We start from the raw sequence: 25129 nt of genomic DNA, 5'->3' as shown, positions 1-25129 counted from the left end.
GATTTCCCCGTTTTCCATGTGGCGTTGGTGAGCGTCATGCAGCTTTTGCGCTTATTTCAGAGGCTCGCCACAATGCTTAGGGGGCATCTACGATTATCCAATCATCATTTTACCTGTGACATAAATAAGTGTTAACGATATTGTCATGTTTAGAGCAACTGATTTGTTTATGTTCAATCGCTGGGCAACCAGAAAGTTGAAATACCCAAACATCAACATTAATATTGTTTCAAAAAAATTATGGTCATGATGTGAGAGAAACAGTACGATTGAATAACCGCACCACATTACAATCTGAATGAAAGTGCATAATAAAACTCTCATCGCTTCCTCCATTTTAACTATATTCATTATTTTGATAGGGCTTAATCAAATTAGAAAAATCCACTGTCTAAATTCTTCTTTTTAGACAAGTGTTTCTAAATAAAGATTATGATGCGTTTACTTATATATGATTGAACAGAAAAAAACCCCTTGTGAACTGTATAAACAGCCACAAGGGGTTTTCATTTGTTATTTATTTTACAATGTGTACAGGAAGTCCAATTGCAACTTCAGCTGCTTCCATAGAAATTTCTCCGAAAGTCGGATGAGCGTGAATCGTCATAGCGATATCTTCAGCAGTCATACCCGCTTCAATCGCTAAACCTAGTTCCGCTATCATATCAGAAGCATTTCCACCTGCAATTTGAGCTCCTAGTACAAGTCCATCTTCTTTACGAGTGATAAGTTTCATGAAACCATCTGTCTCGTTCATGGATAGAGCACGACCGTTAGCAGCGAACGGGAATTTAGATGCTTTCACATCAAATCCTGCTTCTTTAGCAGATTTCTCATCGTAACCAACTGTTGCAAGTTCAGGATCTGTAAACACTACAGCAGGGATAGCCATGTAATCGATCTCTGCAGCATGTCCAGAGATCACTTCAGCTGCTACCTTACCTTCATAAGAAGCTTTGTGAGCAAGAGCTGGACCTTCAACTACATCACCGATTGCATAGATACCACTAACGTTTGTCTGAGCTTTTTTGTTGATCTTGATCAGACCGCGTTCAGTCATTTCAACACCTACTTGCTCAAGACCAAGTTCTTCCGTATTTGGACGACGTCCAACCGTTACGAGAACATAGTCAGCTTCAAAAGTCTTAGACTCACCTTTGATCTCAGCTGTAACAGTAACACCGTCTTTAGTTTCTTCAACGCCTTTAGCCATAGCTTCTGTAAATACTTCTACATTGCCTTTTTTCTTTAAGCGTTTTGAAACGACTTGGCTCATTTGCTTTTCAAAACCAGGAAGGATTTGTTTGCTGCCTTCTAGGATTGTTACTTCTGTACCGAAGTTTGCATATGCTGTTCCAAGCTCCATACCGATATAACCGCCACCGATAACTACCATCTTCTTAGGGATATCTTTAAGAGCAAGAGCTCCTGTAGAAGAGATAATACGGTCACTCCATTTGAAACCTGGGATTTCAATAGGACGTGAACCAGTAGCGATGATCGCATTTTTGAACGTGTATGTTTGAGAATTCTTCTCATCCATGATACGTACAGTGTTTTCGTTTACGAAATAAGCTTCACCACGAATGATCTCAACTTTATTTCCTTTTAAAAGTCCTTCAACTCCGCCAGTAAGCTTCTTAACGATGCCTGCTTTCCAGTCTTGAACTTTGCTGAAATCAACTGTTACGTTATCAACAGTAATCCCCATATCTTCAGAGTGATTAGCATGTTCTACACGGTGACCTGCATTAATCAAAGCTTTTGATGGAATACAACCAACGTTCAAACAAACGCCGCCCATTTCTGCCTTTTCCGCAATAGCCACTTTTTGTCCTAATTGCGCTGCACGAATTGCTGCAACATATCCCCCAGGACCCGAACCTATGACAAGTGTGTCTAACTCAATTGGAAAATCTCCTACTACCATCGAATTACGCCTCCATTACTAATAGTTGTGGATCGTTCAATAAACGCTTAATGTGATTCAATGCATTTTGAGCTGTTGCACCATCGATCAGACGGTGGTCAAAGCTAAGAGATAAAGCTAAAACAGGAGCTACTACTACTTCTCCATCTTTAACAACTGCTTTTTCAGCAATACGGCCGATACCTAAGATCGCTACTTCTGGGTGGTTGATTACTGGTGTGAACCATTGACCGCCTGCAGAACCGATATTCGTAATTGTACAAGATCCGCCCTTCATCTCTTCGCCTGAAAGCTTACCATCACGTGCTTTAGTAGCTAATTCATTGATTTCAGAAGAGATTTTGAAGATGGATTTACGATCAGCATCTTTAACGACTGGTACCATTAGTCCGTTATCTGTATCTGCCGCAATACCGATGTTGTAATAGTGCTTGTATACGATTTCTTCGTTTGCATCGTCGATAGATGCATTAAGCATAGGGTATTCACGTAATGCAGAAGTTAATGCTTTTACCACGTATGGAAGATAAGTAAGCTTGATGCCTTTATCTGCAGCTACTTGCTTAAATTTCTTACGGTGTGCAACAAGATCAGTAACGTCCACTTCATCCATTAGTGTAACATGAGGAGCTGTATGTTTGGAGTTAACCATCGCTTTTGAGATCGCTTTTCTAATTCCTTTGATCTTTTCACGAGTTTCCATTTCGCCAGCAGGAATTGCTTTAGGCGCTTCTTTCTTCGCTTCAGCTTTTGGAGCTGCTTCAGTTTCAGTCGCTTGTGGTGCTGCTTCTGCTCCGCCGCCACTTACGAATTTGTCGATGTCTTCTTTAAGTACACGTCCGTTATCTCCAGAACCTTGTACTTTACGAATATCTACTTCTTTTTCACGCGCATATTTACGAACAGAAGGCATAGCGATCACACGCTTAGATTCGTCTGCTGGTTCTTCTTTAGCTGTATCTTCCGTTTTATCTGTTTTAGCTTCTGATTTGTCAGCTTCTTTAGCTTGATCAGCAGTCACATTTTTTTCTTCTTCAGCTTTAGGCTGTTCCGGAGCTTCATCGCTACCGCCATGAGCATCAGCAGGGATTTCACCTTCTGCTTCAATTGTTACTAGAACATCACCAACAACAGATACTGTTCCTTCATCTACTTTAAGTTCAAGAATTTTACCGTCTACAGGAGATGGAATTTCAACTACAGCTTTATCGTTTTGTACTTCAAGCAGGATATCGTCTTCTTTAACTTCGTCCCCTGCTTTTACAAACCACTTTACAATTTCACCTTCGTGAATTCCTTCTCCAATATCGGGAAGCTTAAATTCATATGCCACGATTAACGCCTCCTATTTTATAACTATCTTTTCGTCACTGATGTGAAAGAGCTGAAAGAAACAGTCTCTTAAAGACGTCTCTTTCAGCTAACAATCATTTTTTTAGAAATTGTAGACTTTCTTTGCTTTATCTACAATATCGCGATGATCTGGAATCCAAACATCTTCTGCAGAAGCATAAGGGAATACCGTATCTGGTGCAGTTACACGCAGTACAGGTGCTTCTAAGTGAAGGATTGCACGGTCGTTGATTTCAGCTACAACGAACGCTCCAATACCAGCTTGTTTTTGAGCTTCTTGTACAACAATAGCACGACCTGTTTTTTCAACAGAAGCCATAATCGTTTCGATATCAAGAGGGCTGATTGTACGAAGGTCGATCACTTCAGCAGAGATGCCTTCTTTTTCTAATTCTTCAGCAGCTTTTAGTGATGCGTGAACCATAGCACCATAAGTAATGATAGAAACATCCTTACCTTCACGTTTCACATCTGCTTTTCCAAGTTCGATCGTGTATTCTTCCTCAGGCACTTCGCCACGGAAAGAACGGTATAGTTTCATATGCTCTAGATAAACTACTGGATCGTTATCACGAATCGCAGAGATTAATAGACCTTTTGCGTCATAAGGAGTTGAAGGAATAACAACTTTGATACCAGGAGTTTGGTACATTAAACCTTCAAGGCTGTCTGCATGAAGCTCAGGTGTTTTAACGCCTCCACCAAATGGTGAACGAATCGTTACTGGAGAAGTATAAACTCCACCTGAGCGGTATCTCATACGACCCATTTGTGCTGCAACAGAATCAAATACTTCAAATACGAAACCAAAGAATTGAATCTCCATTACTGGACGGAAACCTGTAAGCCCTAGACCTATTGCAAGTCCCCCAATTCCAGACTCAGCCAGCGGAGTATCAAAAACGCGATCTTCTCCAAATTCTTTTTGAAGTCCTTCAGTAGCACGGAATACTCCACCGTTTTGGCCTACATCTTCACCGAAAACAAGAACTTGTTCATTGCTTTTTAATTCATTGCGCATAGCGTCTGTAATTGCTTGAATCATAGTCATTTGAGCCATATTATTTCGACTCCTTTGCTGTGTATTCTTCTAACTGCTCACGAAGGTTGAACGGAAGGTCTTCGAACATGAAGCCGATAAGGTCAGTAACCTTTTGCTTAGGCGCTCCGTCTGCTTTCTTGATCGCAGCTTTAATATCTTCTTTTGCTTCTTCTACCACTTTGTTTTCTTGCTCTTCAGACCAAAGGTTCTTCTTCTCTAAGAACTTACGGAAACGAACAAGTGGATCTTTCTTTTCCCATTCGTTATCAAGGTCTTTTGTACGGTAACGAGTAGGATCATCTCCTGCCATCGTATGTGGTCCGTAACGATAAGTAAGAGTTTCAATCAATGTAGGACCTTCACCAGAAACTGCACGCTCACGCGCTTGTTGAGTCGCTGCATAAACTGCAAGAACATCCATTCCATCAACTTGAATTCCTTCAATACCAGCCGCAACTGCTTTTTGAGCGATCGTTTTTGCTGCAGATTGCTTTTCAACAGGAACTGAGATCGCAAAACGGTTGTTTTGAACAACAAAGATCGTGTTAGCACGGTATGCTCCTGCAAAGTTTAATCCTTCATAGAAGTCACCTTGTGATGCTCCACCGTCACCCGTGTAAGTGATACATACGTTCTTTTTGCCTTGTTTCTTAAGACCAAAACCAACACCAGCCGCTTGAATGATTTGAGCTCCGATGATGATTTGAGGCATCAATACGTTTACACCTTCAGGAATCTGTCCACCTTGGAAGTGTCCGCGAGACCATAAGAATGCTTGTGTTAATGGGAAGCCGTGGAAAACCATTTGAGGGATATCACGGTATCCTGGAAGAATCCAGTCTTCTTTATCTAAAGCATAGTGAGTTCCAAGCATAGAAGCTTCTTGTCCTGCTACTGGAGCATAGAATCCAAGACGCCCTTGTCTGTTTAAAGAGATAGCACGCTGATCCCAAATTCGAGTGTAAACCATGCGGCGCATTAGTTCTTGCAGATCTTCATCAGACAAATTCGGCATTGCCGATTCGTTAACAACTTCTCCGTCTTCAGAAAGAATCTGAAACGTTTCAAATTGATCTTGAACTGCATCAATTGTTTTCGTCATGAAAAGTCACCTCTTCCTTTCTTTTACCCTGTCAATTTTCCCTAATCTTAAAAACATGCACATATTTAACAGGTTGCCCAAAGTGAAACATTTTTAAGACAGGTTTATATTATTAAAAGGCTTTTAGGTATGCCTTTGTGTACCCACCTGAAGTTTTCCCTTGTATTCAAGAGCTAAACCATCTTGCGGCACCCTAACTGTATTACTAATTAATATAAATAGAGTAACACAACAATCCTTTTCACGTAAATTAGTTTACACCACTGCTCATATACAGTCAATCTATAGGTTGCATATAGTTATCACATATTTAGACCCTGTTCATCAAAGGTTTATCCAGTCTCATTATCCTAACTGTTTCATATAATTTTTTCCGCTGTATTAGTCTTTTCCAGCTTATATTTGATAACTGTAGACTACCTTACAAAAAAAGATTGGACGAAAATATAGCCCAAAATATTTTATCCCCGTTCTTTTTTATTAAAAATCCTCTATGTTATGATAAGAGGAAATTAATTAACTTAAAAGTATATCGGCACGGAGGTTTTGCTTGTGTTAACAATGAAAGATGTAATAAGAGAAGGTCACCCAACACTTAGGGAAAAAGCGGTCGAAGTACCTTTTCCATTTTCAGACGAAGACATTAAAACGGCGAATGAGCTTCTTGAATTTGTAAAGAACAGCCAAGATCCAGAGATTGCAGCAAAATATAATTTAAGACCGGGTATCGGAATTGCTGCTCCTCAAATTGGAATCTCAAAACGAATCTTTGCTTTTCATGTTTCTGATGAAAATGGGAATTTATACAGTTATGCACTGTTAAATCCAAAAATCATTAGTCATTCTGTTCAGATGACTTATTTAGACGGAGGAGAAGGTTGCTTATCTGTAGACAGAGAAGTACCTGGACTTGTACCTCGATATGCTAAAGTTACGGTAAAAGGATTTACACCTGACGGATCAGAAGTAAACTTAAAACTAAAAGGACTTCCTGGTATATGTTTTCAACATGAACTGGATCATTTAGACGGCATCATGTTCTATGACCGAATCAATGAAAAGCAGCCCTTTGAACCTCCTGCAAACTCTGTTGTAATAAGATAACGATCAACAAAAAAACTCACTAATCTGTCATTTCAGCTTAGTGAGTTTTTTTTGACACTACTTTTTCTAATTGTACGATTTTATATAAAAACCCTCATTTAAGCTACATCGCGATCATCATCAACGAGCATTGCTTCTTTGTCGCTTGGTTTACTTCGCACGAACAAGAAAGTTGCTACTACAGTTGTTATTGCTGCAATCGTATAAGCTATTCCGTTTGAGAGACCGAAGCCGATTGGAGCATTACAAATGTAAGTAACAGTCACCATCGTCATAAAAATGGCGGGCAACGTAGCGATCCAATGATTCTTTTTCGATCTTTTTAAATACATGGCTCCTACCCAAAGAGCTAGCATAGCAGTTGATTGGTTAGCCCATGAAAAATAACGCCATAGTAATGTAAAGTCAATCTTCGTTAATAAGAATGAAATAACGAACATGGGTATCGCAATCCAAAGTCTCGAAGATAATTTCTTTTGACCGATGTTGAAGTAATCAGCTAGTATCATTCTTGCACTACGGAATGAGGTATCTCCTGAAGTGATTGGCAGAATGATGACACCAATTACTGCAAGCGTTCCTCCAATTGCTCCAAGCATCGTTACTGACACTTCACTAACAACTGCAGCAGGTCCACCATCTGCAATAATGCCTGATAATGATTTTCCATCGAATAAACTCATTGCAGCTGCTGCCCAGATCATAGCAATAACAGCTTCTGCTATCATCATGCCATAGAAAATTTTTCTTCCTTCTTTTTCATTTTTAGTCGTTCGTGAAATAATAGGCGATTGTGTAGCGTGGAATCCTGAAAGTGCTCCGCATGAAATAGTCAAGAATAAGAGTGGAAAAATTGGTACGTTATCGGGATGCATATTCTCAAATGAGAGTTCTGGAATCGGTGCGGCTGTAACTACTAATCCCCCACCTATTCCAATTGCACTAATTACAAGCAACGCACCAAAGACTGGATAGACTCTCCCAATAATCTTATCGATTGGTAAGAGCGTAGCAAGAATATAATAAACAAAGATTAATCCAATGATGAGACTTAAACTTACCCAATCTCCCGTAAGATCATGAATTAGCGCTGCTGGAGCACTAACAAAAACTGTTCCTACTAATAATAAAAGAAGAAGAGTAAACCCATTTACGACATGTCTCATCGCATTTCCTAAAAACTTACCAGCAAGCTGTGGTAAATGCGCCCCTCGATTTCGAATAGAAATCATTCCAGTTAAATAATCATGAACAGCACCTGCAAATATTGCTCCCAGTACGATCCAAAGAAACGCTACCGGACCATATAGTGCACCCATGATAGGTCCAAAAATCGGACCTACTCCTGCAATGTTTAATAACTGAATAAGAGAGTTCGTTTTTGTACCCATCGGGACATAATCAATTCCATCTTCTTGTGCATAAGCAGGAGTCTTTCTTTCCTGCTTTACTCCAAACACTCTTTCAACGTACTTTCCATACGTAAAATAACCAACGACTAACAATACAATTGAAACTAAGAATGTAATCAACTAGATTCCTCCTCACGTTGTATACGCTTACATTCTACACGAAAGAAAAAAAACACTCAATTTTAAATTGAATGTTTTTAAGCTGTTCTATCGCGTTCTAGGTGTAAAACGTCCTTTTTCTTCTTTTTCTTCCCTGTTAGATAGACTCCCACAAAAATAAGCAGCAAACCCCAGAATGCACTTGAGTGTATTTGTTCATCTAACAAGACGCTGCCCCACATTACAGCAGATACAGGCACTAAGTAAGTGACTAGTGTAGCAAACTCGGCTGAACCTGCAGAGATCATATAATAATATAGCAAGTATGCTATTCCTGAACCAAAGACTCCGAGACCGATAAGAGATAATAAAATCGTGTAGTTAATGGGATTTTCAGGCAATGTCCAACTCTCCGTCAATAACATCATGAAAGCACTTAGAAGCATACCTGCAAATAGTGTGGAAGAAGCCGTGATCCAAACCGTCGTATTCTGAAGATGTTTTTTTGCGTATTGTGAACTGTATCCATAGCAACACGTAGCTACGAGCATCAAAACAATCCCTAAGCCCAACTGATTCTTAGTCAATCCAGGAGCATCAATGTCCATCAACAATAAAATACCTATAAAACCGACGAGTACCCCAGCCCATTGTTTCCATTGCAATGATATGGAGAAAAAGAATACACCCATCATTGACGTCCAAATCGGAGTAGTAGCATTTAAAATAGCCGTATACCCGCTATCTAAAAAAGTTTCGCTCCAAGCAATCAGCCCCCAAGGAAGACCAGCATTCAAAAAACCTACAAAAAGCAGCTTTTTCACGGGAAGTGCTTTCCAGTCAATAGCTTGCCTGCTAATCAGAAACAAAGGAACGATTGTCAATATTCCTAGCAAGCAACGAATAAATACAATCTGCCATGGATCAAAAATACCAAGTAAGACTTTTATAAATAAGAAAGACATTCCCCATATCAAACTTAAAACAAAGAGAGCAGAATATAATTTCATTGGTTAACCCCTTCTCATGTATGATATAGCAAATAAAAAATGTAACAATTTCCCTCTAAAAATATCCACTCAACTACACATACTAGTAATAAAAAGAGCCGTGGAGGGTAATAAATGAAGAAGAGAACGCGCTTATTAAAAAAATTTAGGAAATGGGTTAGACAACAAAATAATAACGGAAAACTAATTCTTAACTAAGTTAAGTTTTTTTGATTAACTAAGGTCATTATATAGGATTAACCCTAGTGCTTAACAGTTATTATTTTTATATTTTTGTGGTTTTCCAACGATGCATTATGAAAAAACATGAAAAACATGTCACTTTCCTTTATAATAGGACGAAGAAACTCAAAAACTACAGACCGGTAAGGAGACATGAAATATGATTTTCAAAGTATTTTTTCAAACTAGCTTAACAGAGGTTCCTGTTCGTGAACACACTCAAACAGTATACGTGGAAGCTGAAACGATTAACGACGTACGTAAAAAGCTTGCTGACCGCAAATACAACATTGAATACATACAAGAAATTAACGGTAAATTTCTAGAGTATGAAAAAGACACGAATTCATTGGAATTGGAGAATGTATAATTTATGAAATTTGTAAAAAATCATCAAGCCGCCGTATTCGCGCTAGGCGGTCTAGGAGAAATCGGTAAAAATACGTATGCCGTTCAATTTCAAGATGAGATCATCCTTATAGATGCAGGAATAAAATTTCCTGAAGATGAACTTTTAGGGATTGATTACGTAATTCCAGATTACACGTATCTTGTAAAAAACGAAGAAAAGATCAAAGGTTTGTTTATCACGCATGGACATGAGGATCATATTGGAGGTATTCCTTATCTTTTAAGACAAGTGAACATCCCAATCTATGGTGGTAAACTGGCACTTGCTCTGATCAAGAACAAACTAGAAGAACACGGTTTGCTGCGTCGTGCACAGTTACATGAAATCACTGAGGACGATGTGATCAAATTCCGTAAAACATCTGTAAGCTTTTTTAGAACTACACACAGTATTCCAGATTCTTATGGACTTGTAGTGAAAACACCACCAGGTAACATCGTTCATACTGGTGACTTTAAATTCGACTTCACGCCTGTTGGGGAACCTGCGAACTTAACGAAGATGGCAGAGATCGGAAAAGAAGGTGTACTCTGCTTACTTTCTGATTCCACAAACAGTGAGGTTCCTGGGTTTACTCTTTCAGAGAGACGTGTTGGAGAAAGCATTCAAGACATCTTCAGAAAAATGGAAGGCCGGGTGATCTTCGCTACATTTGCTTCAAACATCCATAGATTGCAGCAAGTCGTTGAAGCTTCTGTTGCGAACAATAGAAAAATCGCTGTGTTTGGCCGCAGTATGGATTCTGCCATTACAGTCGGACAAGAGCTCGGCTTTATTAAAGCACCTAAAAATACGTTTGTTGATGCAAATCAAATCAACCGTCTGCCTGATAACCAAGTTACGATTCTATGTACAGGAAGCCAAGGTGAACCCATGGCTGCTCTCTCAAGAATCGCTAACGGAACACATAGACAGATTCAAATCATTCCTGGAGATACAGTTGTCTTCTCATCCTCACCTATTCCAGGAAATGCATTAAGTGTCAGTAAGACGATCAATCAGTTGTTCCGTGCAGGTGCAGAAGTGATTCATGGATCATTAAATGATATCCATACATCTGGTCATGGTGGGCAGCAAGAACAAAAGCTTATGTTACGCCTTATGAAGCCTAAGTTCTTTATGCCGATTCATGGTGAATATCGAATGCTTAAGATGCACACGAAACTTGCTTCTGATTGTGATGTTCCTTCTCAGAATTCATTTGTAATGGACAATGGCGAAGTTTTAGCTCTTTCTCATAACGAGGCGATGGTAGCAGGAAAGATTCCTTCAGGTTCTGTCTATGTCGATGGAAGTGGAATTGGTGATATCGGAAACATCGTTCTTCGAGATCGTAAAATTCTATCAGAAGAAGGTCTAGTAGTCGTAGTCGTTAGTATGGACATGAAAGAGTTTAGAATTGAAGCAGGACCTGATATTATTTCAAGAGGGTTTGTTTATATGCGTGAGTCAGGAGACTTGATTCACGATGCTCAAAGTCTTCTTAGCAAACATTTAGAAACGATCATGAACGAAAAAAGAACCACACAGTGGTCAGAGATCAAGAATGAAATCACAGATACATTGGCACCTTTCTTATATGAAAAAACGAAGAGACGCCCAATGATTCTTCCTATCATCATGGAGATTTAGTTTCATAATAAAAACCGTTCCCTGTTTAAGGGTAACGGTTTTTTTACTCTTCATTTGCCATTTGTTTTTCTAGACGATTGATGTCTTTATCTCCACCGATTACGATCAATACATCTCCTTGATGAATGTTCTGGTCAGCCTGAGGGGAAACGAATATGTCTTTTCCTCGTTTAACAGCCACAACGTTACAACCATACTTAGCTCGTATATCTAACTCAATCAAAGACTTATTGTTCATCTTTTTGGTTGCGACCAATTCTACGATGCTATGTTCATCGGATAGTTCTAAATAATCAAGAACGTTGTTCGAGACGATTTGATGAGCAATTCTAACACCCATATCACGCTCTGGATGAATAATTTTATCTGCACCGATCTTTCTTAATACCTTTTCATGATAATCATTTTGTGCTTTAACCGTAATCTTTTCTACACCCATCTCTTTTAGAATCAGTGTTGTAAGAATGGATGATTGAAGGTTGTCACCAATCGCCACCACAACATGCTGAAAGTTTCTGATCCCAAGACTTTTCAATACACCTTCATCTGTAGAATCGGCAATTACAGCGTGCGTAACAACGTTGGAAAACTCATTTACGCGATCTTCATCGATATCAATCGCTAAGACTTCCATTCCTTGATCGGCCAATGCTTTACACATACTACCGCCGAAACGACCTAGTCCGATTACAGCATATTGCTTTTTCAAAGTCCATCACTCCAATCTTTCGCGGTATACCCTTATTTTACCACATTATTTGAAAATCAATATCTAACTAATACCTCTTATGTAAAATTCACAGAATATGTTCACGTTTTCATGATTAATTACAAAAATAACCCAAGAACAACGTCTTGGGTTATAAAATGTAAGCTATTTGACGATTAAAGAGTTTTTTGACCAGGCTTCCAGTTTGCTGGGCAAAGTCCACCTGTTTGAAGTGCTTGAAGAACACGTAATGTTTCATCAACATCACGGCCAATGTTGTTATGGTTAACAACAGAGTACATTAATTCACCTTCAGGAGAGATGATGAATAGACCGCGAAGAGCAATACCTTCTTCTTCAATTAGTACCCCGTATTCACGAGCTACAGTGTGGTTAGTATCAGCTGCTAGAGAATATTTTAACTCACCTAGACCATTCATGTCACGTGGCGTGTTGATCCAAGCTTTGTGAGTGTGGATTGTATCTGTAGAAACACCGATTACATCAGCATCTAAATCTTCGAACTCGTCAAAACGGTCGCTAAGTGATGTGATTTCTGTAGGACAAACAAAAGTGAAGTCCATTGGATAGAAGAAAAGAACAGTCCACTTGTCATTCTTCATGTTTTCTTCTAAGCTAACTTTTCCAAATTCTTTGTTTGGTAATACCGCATCCATTTCAAATCTAGGTGCTTGTTTTGCTACCATACGTTCTGCCATAGGTGAAAATCCCTCCAAAAAAACTGTTTTATTTACATGGGTAATTATAGTACAGTCCTTATTTTTAGTCAATGTTAAATAATAATTAATTTAAATAAGGAAAGCTGTTCCCACGTCTTAACTTCTCCTTAATCATAGCAACTTAAACTAAAAATGTGAAATTATCCGCTCATTTCAGATTCTATTCATTCTCAATAAAGAGTTTATATTGAGGATTTCACGGGAACTCTTAATTCTATAGGAGGGATTCAAATGCCATATGATTCACTTAAGGATCTGCCTGAGGGAGTAAGAGATCACCTTCCTCATCACGGTCAGGAAATATATAAAGAAGCATTCAATTCTGCACTTGAAGAATACAAAGAAGAAGAGACAGCTCATAAGGTAGCATGGAGCGCAGTAAAACATAAATATGAAAAAACAGAAAATGGAAAATGGAAAAGTAAAGACTCCTGAATGATGTTCAGGAGTCTTTATTCGTATCAGCATTCTTTTCCTCTGATATCTTTTCAATTCCGATTTTTTTAATCTGTCTTCCATCCAGTTCTAAAATCGTAAATCGAAAACTTTCGTAATTAAACGAATGGTTTGATTCTAAATCAACAGACCTAGTTAGAACCCACCCACCGATTGTATCGATTTCACTGTTATCAATATCGAGTGCAAATAATTCATTGATCTGAGAGATGAGCACTTTACCATCCACTACGGTTTGATTTTGATCGATTTGTTGAATTTCAGGTTCTTCATCGATATCAAATTCATCCCTGATCTCCCCAACGATTTCTTCTAAGATGTCTTCAACCGTAACAATTCCTGCAGTTCCTCCGTACTCGTCTACGAGCACCGCCATATGTGTCTGATCTTTTTGCATTTTGACTAGCAGTTTTTGGATCGGTATAGATTCATGGACGGTAATAATGGGACGAATATAATCATTTAAGTCAAAATTTTCTTTGCTAAGATTTTCGTTAAAGAACTCTTTAATGTTTACAACCCCTACAATATGATCTTTATCATCATGCCCAACAGGATATCTCGTGAACTTTTCCTCACGCATGATCGCCATGTTCTGTTCACACGTATTTTCTAGGAATAAACAGATCATCTCTGTTCGAGGAATCATGATTTCCTTCGCTACACGGTCATCAAATTCAAAAATTCTGTTCACATAACGGTATTCTGATTGATTGATCTCTCCACCCTGTAAACTTTCAGAAAGAATAAGACGCAATTCTTCTTCTGTATGTACTACTTCATGTTCACTAGCTGGACTTATGCCAAACACCCGTGTCAAAAGGTTCGCTGATCCATTTAGTAAGAAAATAAAAGGGTACATGACCTTATAAAACAGGATAATTGGTTTTGCAGTAGCTAACGAGACCATCTCAGCTTTTTGAATCGCAACTGTTTTCGGTGCCAATTCACCTAGTACCACGTGTAAGAATGTAATTAAGAAAAAAGCGATTGAAAACGAGAGCGTGTGCGTGAGTCCTTCACTCAATCCAGCGTTCTCAAACAATGGCCTTAAAAAGATCTCAACAGTCGGTTCGCCTAACCACCCAAGTCCTAATGCTGTAATCGTTATTCCTAACTGACAGGCTGACAAATAACCGTCAAGATTTCCGATAACTTTTTGTGCAGCGATCGCTTTACTATTACCCTCGGAAGCTAAATGGTCGATTCGCGTTCTTCGTACTTTTACGATGGCAAATTCAGTGACTACAAAAAATGCGGTTAACACGATAAGTAAAATAATCATGAGTACATTTACGATTGGCATATGGACCTCCCCATCTGCTGCTAAACAACATATATTTTTGTGATTGGTCAATTAATTCCCTGTTAAAACGTGCGTTAAACAGAAATAAAGGGGCAGCATGGCTGTCCCCAGGAGTGTTATGATTGTAATCTGCTTTCAACAGCCTGACATACTTCATCAGCTGACATGCCATGAGCATTTAATACAGAACCTTGTGTTGCTGCATTTTGAATGCCCATAACGTTCTGATCCTGTCCGGAAATTACACAGCAATCACAGCCGTTCGCGTCTTGTTCTTGACGAAGTTCTACAACATCATATCCCTTTGATCGTAAAGCATCTGATACATTTGATAACGATTGTTCTACACCAATTCTAGCCATATTCCCACCTCCTTACTTTTCTTAATGTTTCCAACTCATATTGGGAATATGTAATGAACAATGAAGTGTTGCTGTTGAGGCGTGTATATCGATGTATGGCGTCACGTGTCTACTCGTAGATATATCATAAAAACTTTTGGATTGAGCACCGAAACTTGTGGATTGCGTGTTAAAAATTTCGGGTTGACGGTTAAGATTTCTAAAATTGAAAGTTAACATTCGCGGATGGAGTGACATCAGGAGACTGAAACTAGAGAAATGAGCAAAAAAAACGGCCGAAGAGGGCCGTTTTCCTATTTTCTATTACCTTTGAAGATAAAATATTGAACTAATAGATCTACAGCATGTTGGATTGCTTCTTCTTGCGGCTTTAATTTTGAATGATGGAGACCGTACTGAGTATCAACTCCAAGCCAGAACATGAACCCCGGAATTTTCTCTAAGAAATATCCGTAGTCCTCTCCTGTCATAGCTTCTTTACATTCAAATACATTCACAGTTTTCTGCTGTTTAGCAAATTCCATGAATTCTTTAGTTAGGACAGGTTCGTTATCCACTTGGCGATAATTCGAACCATAATCGATCAATGTTTCACATTCAAATCCGCGCGATATACCTTCAACTAAAGCTTCAATCCTCTTTTTCACTTTTTCCATCGCTTCTGGAGACAACGTTCGAATCGTGCCTTCTAGCCTTGCTTTTTCAGCGATAATATTTTGTTTCGTTCCACCCGTTATCTTGCCGATCGTTACAACTGCAGAATCCAGCGGATCAATATTACGTGAAACGATCGATTGCATCTGTGTAACCAGATGGCTTCCGGCAACTACCATATCATTGCTTAAGTGGGGATAAGCTGCATGACCGCCTTTTCCGATCAGATCGATGAACAGTTCGGATGTATTCGCAAATAATAATCCTTCTTTTACAGCAATCGTACCTACCGGATATTCCGGAGCAATGTGGAGAGCTGTGATCATGTCAGGTTGCAGTTGTTGAAACAGCTCACTATCTCTCATAGGGAGAGCTCCCCCTGGTCCTTCTTCAGCAGGCTGAAAAATAAATAACAGATGGTCATCTATCGGGTACTGTGCAAAATGAGACAATAAACCGATCGCAATCGTCATATGAATATCGTGTCCACAGGCATGCATCATTCCTTCATGAAGAGAAGAAAATTCATAACCTGTTTCTTCAACAATAGGCAGTCCATCCATATCTGTTCGATAAGCCATCGTTTTTGATGGATTTCTTCCGATCACTTTTACATATATGCCCGTTTCCCACGTGTGAACTTCAAGATGATCCTGAGGAAAAGTGGAGATGAGATCAAGGATATATCTCTGAGTTTTAAACTCTAAAAATCCTGGCTCCGGTATACGGTGCAAGTCTTTTCTTATCTCAAGCAACGATTTCATCTTCTCTCATCCCCTACGCTAAAATTAGTCGTTTAACTGACGAAGCTCTTGTCTAATTTCTGTTTTTGATTTTGTTTTTTCATCGATTTTCTTAAGTACACGAGCAGGAGTTCCACCAACTACTGTGTATGGTTCTACGTCTTCGATCACAATGGCACCTGCAGCTACGACAGCACCTTTACCTACTGTAACACCTTCAAGAACAACTGCGTTCGCTCCAATGACTACATCATCTTCTACAACAACTGGTTTTGCAGAAGGTGGTTCAATAACGCCTGCAAGTACAGTTCCTGCACCGATGTGGCAGTTCTTACCTACTGTAGCTCGTCCACCAAGAACGACGTTCATGTCGATCATCGTTCCTTCGCCAATTACAGCTCCGATGTTAATAGAAGCTCCCATCATGATTACGGCATTGTCACCGATCTCAACCTGGTCACGAATGATTGCACCCGGTTCAATACGAGCTTTGATGTTCTTCATATCTAACAATGGAATCGCTGAGTTGCGGCGGTCATTCTCGATCACGAAGTCTTCAATATTGCTTTCATTTGCTTTTAGAGCAGCTTCAATATCTTTCCACTCGCCGAATAGTACAGCCGTGTTGCCTGAAGGGAACACTTTCGTATCTTGGCCAAAATCGATATTTTCAAGATTTCCTTTTACATAAACTTTTACTGGTGTAGATTTTGTAGCGTTTTGGATAAATGAGATAATTTCGTTTGCATCCATCATTTTCATGTTTGGTAGTTCCTCCTTAAAAGTCATTCTGTATTGTATTAAACCACTAAATATAGAAAGATTCAAACCTTATTCATTCGTTAGTTTTCGAATCAAATCCATAAAGACATTCACTTGTTTGAGCTCCGATCCTGTGCCGTGATGAATAAGCCAAGTATCTCGTTTAATGGCATTACCCTTTTTATCTGTTAATGGGATCTTAAAGATATCGTCCTCTGGCCGAAGACTGATCGATGGGAGAATCGCATAACCAATTCCATTTAGAGCCATCTGTTTACACGTTTCAATCTGGTCAACAACAATCGTTTTTTGTGGCGTAGTTTTAAAATGAGTATGCCACCAATCTTGTATTTCTTGATAATAGGTTGAGTGACTTCTAAACTGAATGAATGGTTTAGTCGTATCAGAAAGCTCGTCAATGGATGAGATTGTCGTATCGACTAAATATAAGTGGTCTGACAAAATATGTTCTTTGCTGCCTCTCCACTCTGGGTTTCCTCTAACAATTCCAAGGTGGATCTTATCTTCATAAAGGTGTTTAATGATCTCCGAACTCCACCCCGTTATCAGTGAAATATTTACATGAGGGTATAGATTCACATATTCTTTTAGTACATGAGGCAACCAATATTGACCTATGATAGAGGCAACCGCAAGCTTTAGGGTGCCGTGAACATGCTCTGAGAGAGATTGAAGTTCTTCTTTTACAAGCTCCTCTTTTTGAAGAACTTCCGTAACAAAAGCTAGAATCTTTTCTCCAGAGGGTGTTAAATTCAATCCCTTTTGAGAACGAATAAAAATAATGGTTCCCCAATTGTTCTCAATCGTTTGAAGCCTCTGACTGAGAGCAGGTTGAGATACATATAAACGCTCAGATGCTTTTCTCATATTTAATTCTTCTGCGAGTACTTTTAATATACGAAATTCAGATAACTGCATTATTTCTCCTTTTTAGCTTCCATAAGTTTTTCTTATTGAAAATTATCTAATATATGTAATTTATTTTAAGTATACCTTAACATAGGATAGATATGTAAAGAGAAAATGAAGGGATGTGAATCGTTTGTACATTCTCATATTCGTGGGCTTTATAGCTACTTTTATCGGCACCCTTTCTGGAAGCGGGGGCATGATTAATTTTCCGATCATGTTATTATTAGGTGTTCCCGTCCACTCTGCGATCGCAGCGAATAAATTTGCCAACATGTTCAGTTCTTTTTCCAGCTTTTTTGTTCTCTTACGAAAAAATGATACAAAGCTTACCCCTTACCTCATTTCAGGTTTCATCAGTCTGCTAGGAGGAATTGCAGGCGGCTTGACTGCTTCTGCGATTTCTAGAGAAAACCTAACCATCATCGCTCTTTTCTTACTCACAGGTGCACTCTTCTTAACTTTTCTAAAAGCAAAAAGAGAAACAGATCCTAATCATGAGATCAAACAGCTGCCTGTAAGTAAATATCCCTATCTATTTGGTATCGGAGCTTACGATGGCCTATTTGGTCCAGGTCAGGGTACCTTACAGATGCAGCTTTTTTTGCGAAACGGCTTTACATATATTCGCACCCTTTCGTTTACACGATTTAATACGTTCTTAAGCTGCACTGGAGCTGTGTTCACTTATTTATGGGCTGGTCATTATATGTGGAATGTAGCTATACCGCTTACGATCGGAAGCATCTGTGGAGCACAAGCCGCTGTAAAGCTTGCACCTCGCTTAAAAACAAAACAAGTTACAATCCTTATGAGGACTGTAACTGTTCTGCTTATTCTTCAATTAATTATTCAATGGAGGTAATAAACCATGAAAATCACAGGCATCCATCATGTCCAAATATGTATTCCACGAGAAAAGGAAGATGAAGCACGAGCTTTTTATGAAGGAATCCTGCAACTTGAAGAAATTCCAAAACCAGAGGCTCTTCGAAAAAATGGTGGGATGTGGTTTCAATTCGGTCATCAACAACTACACATCGGAGTGGAAGACCAGGTTTACAAAGGTAAACACCATCCCGCATTTTTAGTTGATGATCTCTTAAGCTTCAAGGAACTTTTAACTCTCCACCAAATACAGATTCAAGAAGAACTCCCGATTCCGGGATTTTCTCGGTTTACGATAAGAGATCCATTCGGTAATCGGATAGAATTCATTCAGCCCTCTTCACTTTAATGGGTTATCTTTGTTCTTTCCGTCCTCTGGTTCAACGTGAACTTGTATACTTTCGACATTATAAGCTTCTTTGATCGTGTCTTCTATCTTTTCTGTGATTTCGTGACTTTCCACTACATTAAGGGAAGGATCAACTTTAATCGTTACATCGATAATAGCTCGGTTACCGTGTTTACGAGCTTTCAGGTCTCCGACGTTCTCTACACCATCAACATCTAGAATTTTGTGCTCCATTTCCTTCCCTTCTTCATAATCAAAGCCATCTGAAAGGTTATGGGAGGTTTCAGTGAAAATCTCCCAACCAGTTTTAATGATGATTAGACCAACAAGAACTGCTGCGGCAGGATCTAGCCACGGTAAGCCGATCTGTGCACCAAAGATTCCTACTGCGGCTCCAATGCTAACAAAAGCGTCTGAACGGTTATCAAGAGCAGCTGCTTTTAGCCCTTGGCTGTCTGTTTCTTTAGCTACCTTAATATTATATAAATAAACGATGATCATCACTGCCGCACCAAACAATGCGATCAAGGCTGCCGTCAGCGAAGGCTCTGTTTCCACTCCGTTAAACATCTTTTTAATAGAAGATATCAATACTTCTATACCGATAACTACCATAATAAAGGAAGCAACCATCGATGCAATCGTTTCTGCACGCAAGTGTCCATAAGGATGATCCTCATCTGCTGGCTTCCTTGAAATTTTCAAACCTATTAATACTGCGATAGAAGCGATTATGTCAGTAGCATTGTTTAATCCGTCAGCAACTAATGCATCGGAATTATAGAAAATACCTGACACAAGTTTAACTATTGATAGAAAAATATATGCTCCTAGACTAAGATAAACACCGCGTTCCACTCTTTTTTGCTGATCAGATTGCATTCTCTATTCTCCTTCGTTAAATAATACCTTTTACATCATAAAGAATGGATTCCGGGTGGGTCTAGAGCAATCTTTTTCCCTATAGGAAACATTAATGTTCATAGATCATTTTTCTAGTCATCCCGCCATCGATCGTAATATTTTCCCCGGTAATAAAATTATTGTCAGACTGCGCTAAGAATAAGCATGCCCTTGAAATATCAGCTGGCATACCCACTCTTTTTGAGAGATGCTGATCGTGATCCACTTCACGCAGCTCCTTATAATCTCCTGTATGTATCCAACCAGGACTAATAGAATTTACGGTAATAAAATCTTCAGAGAACGATGCAGCCAAGGCGTGAGTTAAAGCAACAATCCCACCCTTAGTTGCCGCATATGCTTCGGAATGAGGCTCAGACATTACCGCACGAGTGGAGGCCATATTGATGATAGAACCTCCTCCAGACTGGGACATGTACTTAGCCGCTTCTCTTGAGAAAAGGAACACGCTTCTTAAGTTTGTGTTTAAAATATCATCCCATTCATCCACAGTTAATTCATATGGTGATTTCCATTTCGAAACACCTGCATTGTTAATTAAACATTGAATGTCACCCAATTTATCTTGTGTTTCTGCTACTGCTTGGATGATTTCATCGGGATTCTTAACATCACATGTTATGGCGATTGCATCCTTTTGAATTGATGTAACCTCAGACAAAGTTGATTCAAGTTCATTTTTATCAAAATCTATCAATGAAGGAATATAACCAGCTTTGGCAAAATCAATTGCGATTTGTTTCCCTATCCCTTTTGCTGCACCTGTAACGATTACAATCTTTGTATCACGGCTCATTTTGATAACCTCCAGAATTTGATATGTACTATTCTATTCATTCCCCATACGGTTTTATTTTCACACAAACCCACTAAAAAAAAGAAGAGAAAAGCTGCCGACACTGTCGACAGCTTCACTTTTACTTCTTTCTCCACGGACCGCACGGGCCACATGGCGGTGGGCATGGCGGGGGACAAGGTGCCATGATTGGTTGTACTGTTCCACAAAGGTTTTGCTGCGTGGCTTGGTTTACGACGTTCGTGTTCTGAGGGAAGTAATGTACATATTTGTAGTTCATCTGATTGACTTGAGTCGTTTGAGTTGGATGAATCATCGGAACATATACATCTTGCTGGTTATATTGAACTTGTTGATTCGTAGGACTAAACTGTGCAGGCATAACTTGTGGAGGATAGTATTGAGACGGTGATACTGCAGGGTATCCACATCCACCCATCTGTGGCATCTGTTGCATAGCTCCCATCGTAGGCGCCATCTGTCCCATTGCTCCCATCGTAGGTCCCATTGCACCCATATTAGGAACCATTCCCTTTTTGGCAAAAATGCCAGGGCGTTTAAATAAAGCCAAAAAAATGTTCTCCTTTCAAAAACCTTATATCCTATTTCTCTATATTTTATGTAGGACGAATTAAAAAGTTCGTCCATTTATCAATAAGTATTAAAAGGATTTTGTAGAAATTAATCGAACTGTACTTGAAATACATACTATTCAAATATCATTTAAGAGGAGAGGAAGAAGAGAATTGAGACTTTTAATTTCATTTTCAAACAGATTGATGCAAAGGTATATGCCCGATCCTTTTCTATTGGTCATCTTACTGACATTCTTCGTATGTGGTTTAGCACTATTTGCGACAGATAGCACACCTGTGCAAATCGTTAATTATTGGGGTACAGGTTTTTGGAGTTTATTAACGTTTTCCATGCAGATGGTGTTAATATTAGTGACCGGACACGTTATGGCAAGCTCCCCGCTATTTAAGAAACTATTAGGTTCTTTAGCAAAAATCCCAAAAACACCAGGACAAGCTATCATACTCGTAACGTTAGTCGCGCTCGTCGCATGCTGGATCAATTGGGGCTTCGGACTTATAATAGGTGCTCTATTCGCAAAAGAAATCGCGATGAAAGTAAAAGGTGTCGACTACCGGTTATTAATCGCAAGTGCTTATAGTGGCTTTATCATATGGAGCGGAGGTCTATCAGGCTCTGTTGTCTTAACAATCGCTACACCTGGACACTTTACCGAGAATATTATGGGAGTTGTTCCGACGAGTGAGACTATCTTTTCATCGTTCAACTTAATTATCCTAGCTGGCCTATTCATAATGGTACCGCTCATTAACAGATTTATGGTTCCTCCAGCCGAAAAAGCCTTTATAATCGATCCAGCATTATTAGAGGAAAAGGATTCTTTTGAAGCAGCAAGTAAAGATGAAACACTTCAAACTCCTGCTGATCGACTTGAAAATAGTCAGATATTATCTATACTCATCGGTCTATTAGGAATCTCATACCTCGTCTATTATTTCACTAAAAATGGATTCAGCTTAAATCTGGATATCGTAAACTTTTTATTCCTATTCATTGGTATCATCTTACATAAAACACCACGGTTATTTTTGAAAGCGGTTACGGATGCTGTGAAAAATGCAAGCGGAATTATTATACAGTTCCCTTTTTATGCCGGATTAATGGGTATTGTTACATCATCTGGATTAGTAGCCGTTCTGTCCAATATGCTTATTTATTTTTCAAACGAACATACTTTTCATTTATTTACTTTATGGAGTGCAGGCCTCGTTAACTTTTTTGTTCCGTCTGGAGGTGGACAATGGGCGGTACAAGGACCCGTTATGTTAGAAGCGGCGCAAAACTTAGGGGTTTCTTTATCAACAACAGCAATGGCTGTAGCTTGGGGTGATGCATGGACAAACATGATTCAACCATTCTATGCCCTTCCTGCTCTAGCTATCGCTGGATTAAAAGCAAAAGACATCATGGGTTATGGCCTTGTTATGATGATCATTACAGGGGTCTTCATCTCTGGCGTGTTTTTATTGCTGTAACACACAAAAATCCAACTAAAAAATGGTCAAAAAACCTCCTTATCTCTAAGGAGGTTTACTTATTATGTATGGTGACTCGAGAGGGGTTCGAACCCCCGACCTCTACCCTGTCAAGGTGGGACAAGCGTATTTTAGTGTTTCCTAACAGTTCCCTTTATATGCTGTTGTATCAACGTTTATTACACTTTTCACTCGACAATATAATTATACCAACAAACTCATTTTTCAACATTTCGTTACTTTTTCGTTACCTTTTTTGACAAAAGAAAAACTACTATCGAAGTAGTAGTTATTGTTAATCATTTTTCTTTTCAATTTTATTGAAAGCCTCCTGTAAAGCTTGTACATCTTCTGATACTAAGAATTCCTCATACTTCTCAAAATCGTTATTATCAACCTCAATATCTTCTTTGTGATCTACCATAACCATTTCATCCCCCATGCACCTGTTCTTATATAAAATACTTCACGCAAACGTGAAGTTTGTTACAAAAAATAATGACACCTAATTGTATCATTTATTACAAGCTTATATGGAAACATTTTGAAGAGAAAAACCACCTAAACAGGTGGCTTACTCATCTTCTCCAAACACATTAACATTGTCAGTCTCAAATGTATGTACTTTCGGCATTAACACACTACCGTTAGTTGAGACTATTGTTAATAATATTTGTTGTATTGTATCTTCACTTAATTGAGAGAGAGCCATTTCAACAGCTCTCATCTCATCCTCACCAGTTACTTTTAAAGATAACGTTGTGTGTAAATCTACAAATATCTCATACTTCTGCTCGACTTTTTCTTCATTATTAACTGTCATCATTTTATTTCCCCCAAGTTTCAATTTTAGTTTATCAAATCAAACGAAATATCTTCTGATCTATCCCACTGTCCTAATAAGTAATCATACATTGTTGTATTCTGTAGCCTGTTGGTCACGCTTTTAATTAATAACTCTTCATTAATACCTTCAGCAACTTTACCAAGTACAATAAATGACTTGTTATCTCTAACGTAATTTAAATCTCTTAACTCTACACCAACAATTTTAAGCATTCCGTCATTTATCATCATTACGTTTCTAGCATCAAGCAGATATCCAGATACATTTTTCTCAGAGTTCATTTTTACTGTGACTTTTTTCATTTGGATAAACTCCCTTCAGTATTCTTAGTAAGCGTGTAGAATTGCTATTGCACATGAGAATAAAATTAATCCATAATAGAAGTATCCTTGGAGAGTTCCTCTCATTTACTCACAGTCTCCTTTCTGTTTTATACGTTTAAGCGGATTTCTTATTTTCATTATATACGTATAAACGGATAAAATGCAACTCTTTTTAGAAAATAAACGTATAAACGTATATAAATATGCTATAATTCTGTTTAAGGGAGGGAATATAGGTTGGTAAAATTAAATGAACGAGTACCTTTGGAGCGTAAAATAGTATTGAAAATTGATCAGCTAATGAAACGAGATGGACTTACACAGAATGAAGTTGCTAAGCAAGCTGGTGTTCGACAAGCTGTAATATCCGAATACTCAAGGAACATTAGAACGCAAGTTGATTTGTATACATTAATGAAAATTGCAGATGTTTTTGAAGTTACAGATATTAATGAAATAGTTGAGATTGTAGATAATCCTGAATATCAAGCAAAAGAAAAAGACTCCCAGTAATTCGGGAGTCTTTATTTCTTAAAGTTTGACCAATCATATGCCTTTTCTCTTTGTTTGCGTTTACGTTCTCCTTCTTTACTCTCAATATTTTTTGCTTTACTAAAACTCATAATATAACCGCAATCTTCACAAGCATATTTGTAAGGTGAAATATTCTCATATTCCTCATTATCTAATAGTAATTGGAATACCATATCTGAATCAGCATTTACTTCATTAACAATTTGAGTTGAAACATCAACGTCTGTATCAACATCAATGTTGTAATCCGAGCTATACGAACTTACTCTTGAATCAGCTCTCACGCTATTATAAGCAGTTGAATAGATATTTACCTCAGTGTCAATAATGTAAGATCCTTTTTGAAAATGACTTCCATTGCATACCAAGCATTTCATTTCACTTTTCATGTTCGCCTGCCTCCCTTTTGGTTGATT

28 protein-coding genes are annotated in these 25129 nt (G+C 38.6%); 8 read left to right on the top strand and 20 right to left on the bottom strand.

Annotated features, from left to right (window positions below; all coding sequences use genetic code 11):
- Window positions 1-517: 517 nt before the first annotated feature.
- From lpdA to pdhA, 4 genes are all read right to left on the bottom strand, one after another.
- Window positions 518-1930 (bottom strand): dihydrolipoyl dehydrogenase, encoded by a 1413-nt coding sequence (gene lpdA / locus ACNJYY_RS08670; protein ID WP_416731407.1) that lies wholly within the window; start codon window positions 1928-1930, stop codon window positions 518-520.
- 4 nt (window positions 1931-1934) lie between these two features.
- Window positions 1935-3263 carry a dihydrolipoamide acetyltransferase family protein gene (locus ACNJYY_RS08665; RefSeq protein WP_416731406.1) on the bottom strand — a complete coding sequence of 443 codons (1329 nt, stop codon included), beginning with the start codon at window positions 3261-3263 and terminating at the stop codon, window positions 1935-1937.
- A gap of 102 nt (window positions 3264-3365) precedes the next feature.
- Window positions 3366-4343, bottom strand: a complete 978-nt coding sequence (locus tag ACNJYY_RS08660) for an alpha-ketoacid dehydrogenase subunit beta (RefSeq protein WP_144701024.1) — start codon at window positions 4341-4343, stop codon at window positions 3366-3368.
- 1 nt (window position 4344) lies between these two features.
- On the bottom strand, window positions 4345-5427 hold the full coding sequence (pdhA, locus tag ACNJYY_RS08655; protein ID WP_066393280.1) for a pyruvate dehydrogenase (acetyl-transferring) E1 component subunit alpha: 1083 nt from the start codon (window positions 5425-5427) through the stop codon (window positions 4345-4347).
- A gap of 552 nt (window positions 5428-5979) precedes the next feature.
- Between pdhA and def the strand changes: the two genes are divergently transcribed.
- Complete coding sequence (def, locus tag ACNJYY_RS08650) at window positions 5980-6531, top strand: peptide deformylase (RefSeq protein ID WP_416731405.1); 552 nt, start codon at window positions 5980-5982, stop codon at window positions 6529-6531.
- A gap of 98 nt (window positions 6532-6629) precedes the next feature.
- Here def and ACNJYY_RS08645 read toward each other — a convergent pair whose 3' ends face one another.
- Window positions 6630-8063 carry a carbon starvation protein A gene (locus ACNJYY_RS08645; RefSeq protein WP_416731404.1) on the bottom strand — a complete coding sequence of 478 codons (1434 nt, stop codon included), beginning with the start codon at window positions 8061-8063 and terminating at the stop codon, window positions 6630-6632.
- Window positions 8064-8140: 77 nt separating this feature from the next.
- Window positions 8141-9052 carry a DMT family transporter gene (locus ACNJYY_RS08640; protein ID WP_416731403.1) on the bottom strand — a complete coding sequence of 304 codons (912 nt, stop codon included), beginning with the start codon at window positions 9050-9052 and terminating at the stop codon, window positions 8141-8143.
- Window positions 9053-9434: 382 nt separating this feature from the next.
- Between ACNJYY_RS08640 and ACNJYY_RS08635 the strand changes: the two genes are divergently transcribed.
- Both ACNJYY_RS08635 and rnjA read left to right on the top strand, forming a co-directional pair.
- The gene (locus ACNJYY_RS08635; RefSeq protein ID WP_144701031.1) at window positions 9435-9644 is read left to right on the top strand and encodes a DNA-dependent RNA polymerase subunit epsilon; all 210 of its coding nucleotides are present in this window, start codon (window positions 9435-9437) and stop codon (window positions 9642-9644) included.
- A gap of 3 nt (window positions 9645-9647) precedes the next feature.
- On the top strand, window positions 9648-11318 hold the full coding sequence (gene rnjA, locus ACNJYY_RS08630) for a ribonuclease J1 (RefSeq protein WP_137789794.1): 1671 nt from the start codon (window positions 9648-9650) through the stop codon (window positions 11316-11318).
- A gap of 43 nt (window positions 11319-11361) precedes the next feature.
- On the opposite strand, the gene ACNJYY_RS08625 is transcribed toward rnjA, so the two are convergent.
- On the bottom strand, window positions 11362-12027 hold the full coding sequence (locus ACNJYY_RS08625) for a potassium channel family protein (RefSeq protein WP_137789795.1): 666 nt from the start codon (window positions 12025-12027) through the stop codon (window positions 11362-11364).
- Between the two features lie 176 nt (window positions 12028-12203).
- The gene (locus ACNJYY_RS08620) at window positions 12204-12746 is read right to left on the bottom strand and encodes a peroxiredoxin (RefSeq protein ID WP_416731402.1); all 543 of its coding nucleotides are present in this window, start codon (window positions 12744-12746) and stop codon (window positions 12204-12206) included.
- 252 nt (window positions 12747-12998) lie between these two features.
- Here ACNJYY_RS08620 and ACNJYY_RS08615 point away from each other — a divergent pair, with 252 nt between their 5' ends.
- Window positions 12999-13202, top strand: coding sequence for a ChaB family protein (locus tag ACNJYY_RS08615; protein WP_416731401.1), 204 nt, complete (start codon window positions 12999-13001; stop codon window positions 13200-13202).
- 7 nt (window positions 13203-13209) lie between these two features.
- Here ACNJYY_RS08615 and ACNJYY_RS08610 read toward each other — a convergent pair whose 3' ends face one another.
- The 5 genes from ACNJYY_RS08610 to ACNJYY_RS08590 form a co-directional block, all read right to left on the bottom strand.
- A complete protein-coding gene (locus ACNJYY_RS08610; RefSeq protein ID WP_416731400.1) occupies window positions 13210-14529 on the bottom strand; it encodes a hemolysin family protein in 1320 nt (439 codons plus the stop codon).
- Window positions 14530-14645: 116 nt separating this feature from the next.
- Entirely contained in the window at window positions 14646-14891 is a 246-nt protein-coding gene (locus ACNJYY_RS08605) for a YkuS family protein (RefSeq protein WP_137789798.1), read from the bottom strand.
- Window positions 14892-15184: 293 nt separating this feature from the next.
- Window positions 15185-16309 (bottom strand): N-acetyldiaminopimelate deacetylase, encoded by a 1125-nt coding sequence (locus tag ACNJYY_RS08600; protein WP_416731399.1) that lies wholly within the window; start codon window positions 16307-16309, stop codon window positions 15185-15187.
- Between the two features lie 24 nt (window positions 16310-16333).
- Entirely contained in the window at window positions 16334-17050 is a 717-nt protein-coding gene (dapD, locus tag ACNJYY_RS08595) for a 2,3,4,5-tetrahydropyridine-2,6-dicarboxylate N-acetyltransferase (protein WP_416731398.1), read from the bottom strand.
- Window positions 17051-17119: 69 nt separating this feature from the next.
- Window positions 17120-17989 (bottom strand): LysR family transcriptional regulator, encoded by an 870-nt coding sequence (locus tag ACNJYY_RS08590; protein ID WP_416731397.1) that lies wholly within the window; start codon window positions 17987-17989, stop codon window positions 17120-17122.
- Window positions 17990-18113: 124 nt separating this feature from the next.
- Here ACNJYY_RS08590 and ACNJYY_RS08585 point away from each other — a divergent pair, with 124 nt between their 5' ends.
- Window positions 18114-18845 carry a sulfite exporter TauE/SafE family protein gene (locus ACNJYY_RS08585; protein ID WP_416731396.1) on the top strand — a complete coding sequence of 244 codons (732 nt, stop codon included), beginning with the start codon at window positions 18114-18116 and terminating at the stop codon, window positions 18843-18845.
- 6 nt (window positions 18846-18851) lie between these two features.
- A complete protein-coding gene (locus ACNJYY_RS08580) occupies window positions 18852-19217 on the top strand; it encodes a VOC family protein (protein WP_416731395.1) in 366 nt (121 codons plus the stop codon).
- Here the strand turns inward: ACNJYY_RS08580 and ACNJYY_RS08575 are convergent.
- The 3 genes from ACNJYY_RS08575 to ACNJYY_RS08565 all read right to left on the bottom strand — a co-directional run bounded on the left by ACNJYY_RS08575 (window position 19209) and on the right by ACNJYY_RS08565 (window position 21508).
- Window positions 19209-20099 carry a cation diffusion facilitator family transporter gene (locus tag ACNJYY_RS08575; RefSeq protein ID WP_416731394.1) on the bottom strand — a complete coding sequence of 297 codons (891 nt, stop codon included), beginning with the start codon at window positions 20097-20099 and terminating at the stop codon, window positions 19209-19211. The two genes, ACNJYY_RS08580 and ACNJYY_RS08575, sit on opposite strands and share 9 nt — an antisense overlap.
- A 91-nt stretch (window positions 20100-20190) precedes the next feature.
- Entirely contained in the window at window positions 20191-20937 is a 747-nt protein-coding gene (locus tag ACNJYY_RS08570) for an SDR family NAD(P)-dependent oxidoreductase (RefSeq protein WP_416731393.1), read from the bottom strand.
- A gap of 121 nt (window positions 20938-21058) precedes the next feature.
- Window positions 21059-21508 (bottom strand): CotD family spore coat protein, encoded by a 450-nt coding sequence (locus ACNJYY_RS08565; protein ID WP_231607471.1) that lies wholly within the window; start codon window positions 21506-21508, stop codon window positions 21059-21061.
- A gap of 175 nt (window positions 21509-21683) precedes the next feature.
- On the opposite strand from ACNJYY_RS08565, the gene ACNJYY_RS08560 reads away from it, so the two are divergent.
- Window positions 21684-23009: a short-chain fatty acid transporter gene (locus ACNJYY_RS08560; RefSeq protein ID WP_416731392.1), complete on the top strand. Its 1326-nt coding sequence runs from the start codon at window positions 21684-21686 to the stop codon at window positions 23007-23009.
- Between the two features lie 295 nt (window positions 23010-23304).
- On the opposite strand, the gene ACNJYY_RS08555 is transcribed toward ACNJYY_RS08560, so the two are convergent.
- From ACNJYY_RS08555 to ACNJYY_RS08545, 3 genes are all read right to left on the bottom strand, one after another.
- Entirely contained in the window at window positions 23305-23433 is a 129-nt protein-coding gene (locus ACNJYY_RS08555; RefSeq protein ID WP_416731391.1) for a hypothetical protein, read from the bottom strand.
- A 150-nt stretch (window positions 23434-23583) separates the two neighbouring features.
- A complete protein-coding gene (locus tag ACNJYY_RS08550) occupies window positions 23584-23835 on the bottom strand; it encodes a hypothetical protein (protein ID WP_416731390.1) in 252 nt (83 codons plus the stop codon).
- Window positions 23836-23858: 23 nt separating this feature from the next.
- Entirely contained in the window at window positions 23859-24158 is a 300-nt protein-coding gene (locus ACNJYY_RS08545; protein ID WP_416731389.1) for a hypothetical protein, read from the bottom strand.
- Window positions 24159-24416: 258 nt separating this feature from the next.
- On the opposite strand from ACNJYY_RS08545, the gene ACNJYY_RS08540 reads away from it, so the two are divergent.
- A complete protein-coding gene (locus ACNJYY_RS08540; RefSeq protein WP_416731388.1) occupies window positions 24417-24692 on the top strand; it encodes a helix-turn-helix domain-containing protein in 276 nt (91 codons plus the stop codon).
- An 11-nt stretch (window positions 24693-24703) separates the two neighbouring features.
- Here the strand turns inward: ACNJYY_RS08540 and ACNJYY_RS08535 are convergent, their stop codons facing one another.
- Window positions 24704-25102 (bottom strand): hypothetical protein, encoded by a 399-nt coding sequence (locus ACNJYY_RS08535; protein WP_416731387.1) that lies wholly within the window; start codon window positions 25100-25102, stop codon window positions 24704-24706.
- Window positions 25103-25129: the final 27 nt, after the last annotated feature.

The organism is Fictibacillus tiangongensis (assembly GCF_048083785.1).
Taxonomy (GTDB): Bacteria; Bacillota; Bacilli; order Bacillales; family Fictibacillaceae; genus Fictibacillus.
Note: the sequence above shows the minus strand (reverse complement) of the source record. Positions and strands in the feature narration are given on the sequence as shown.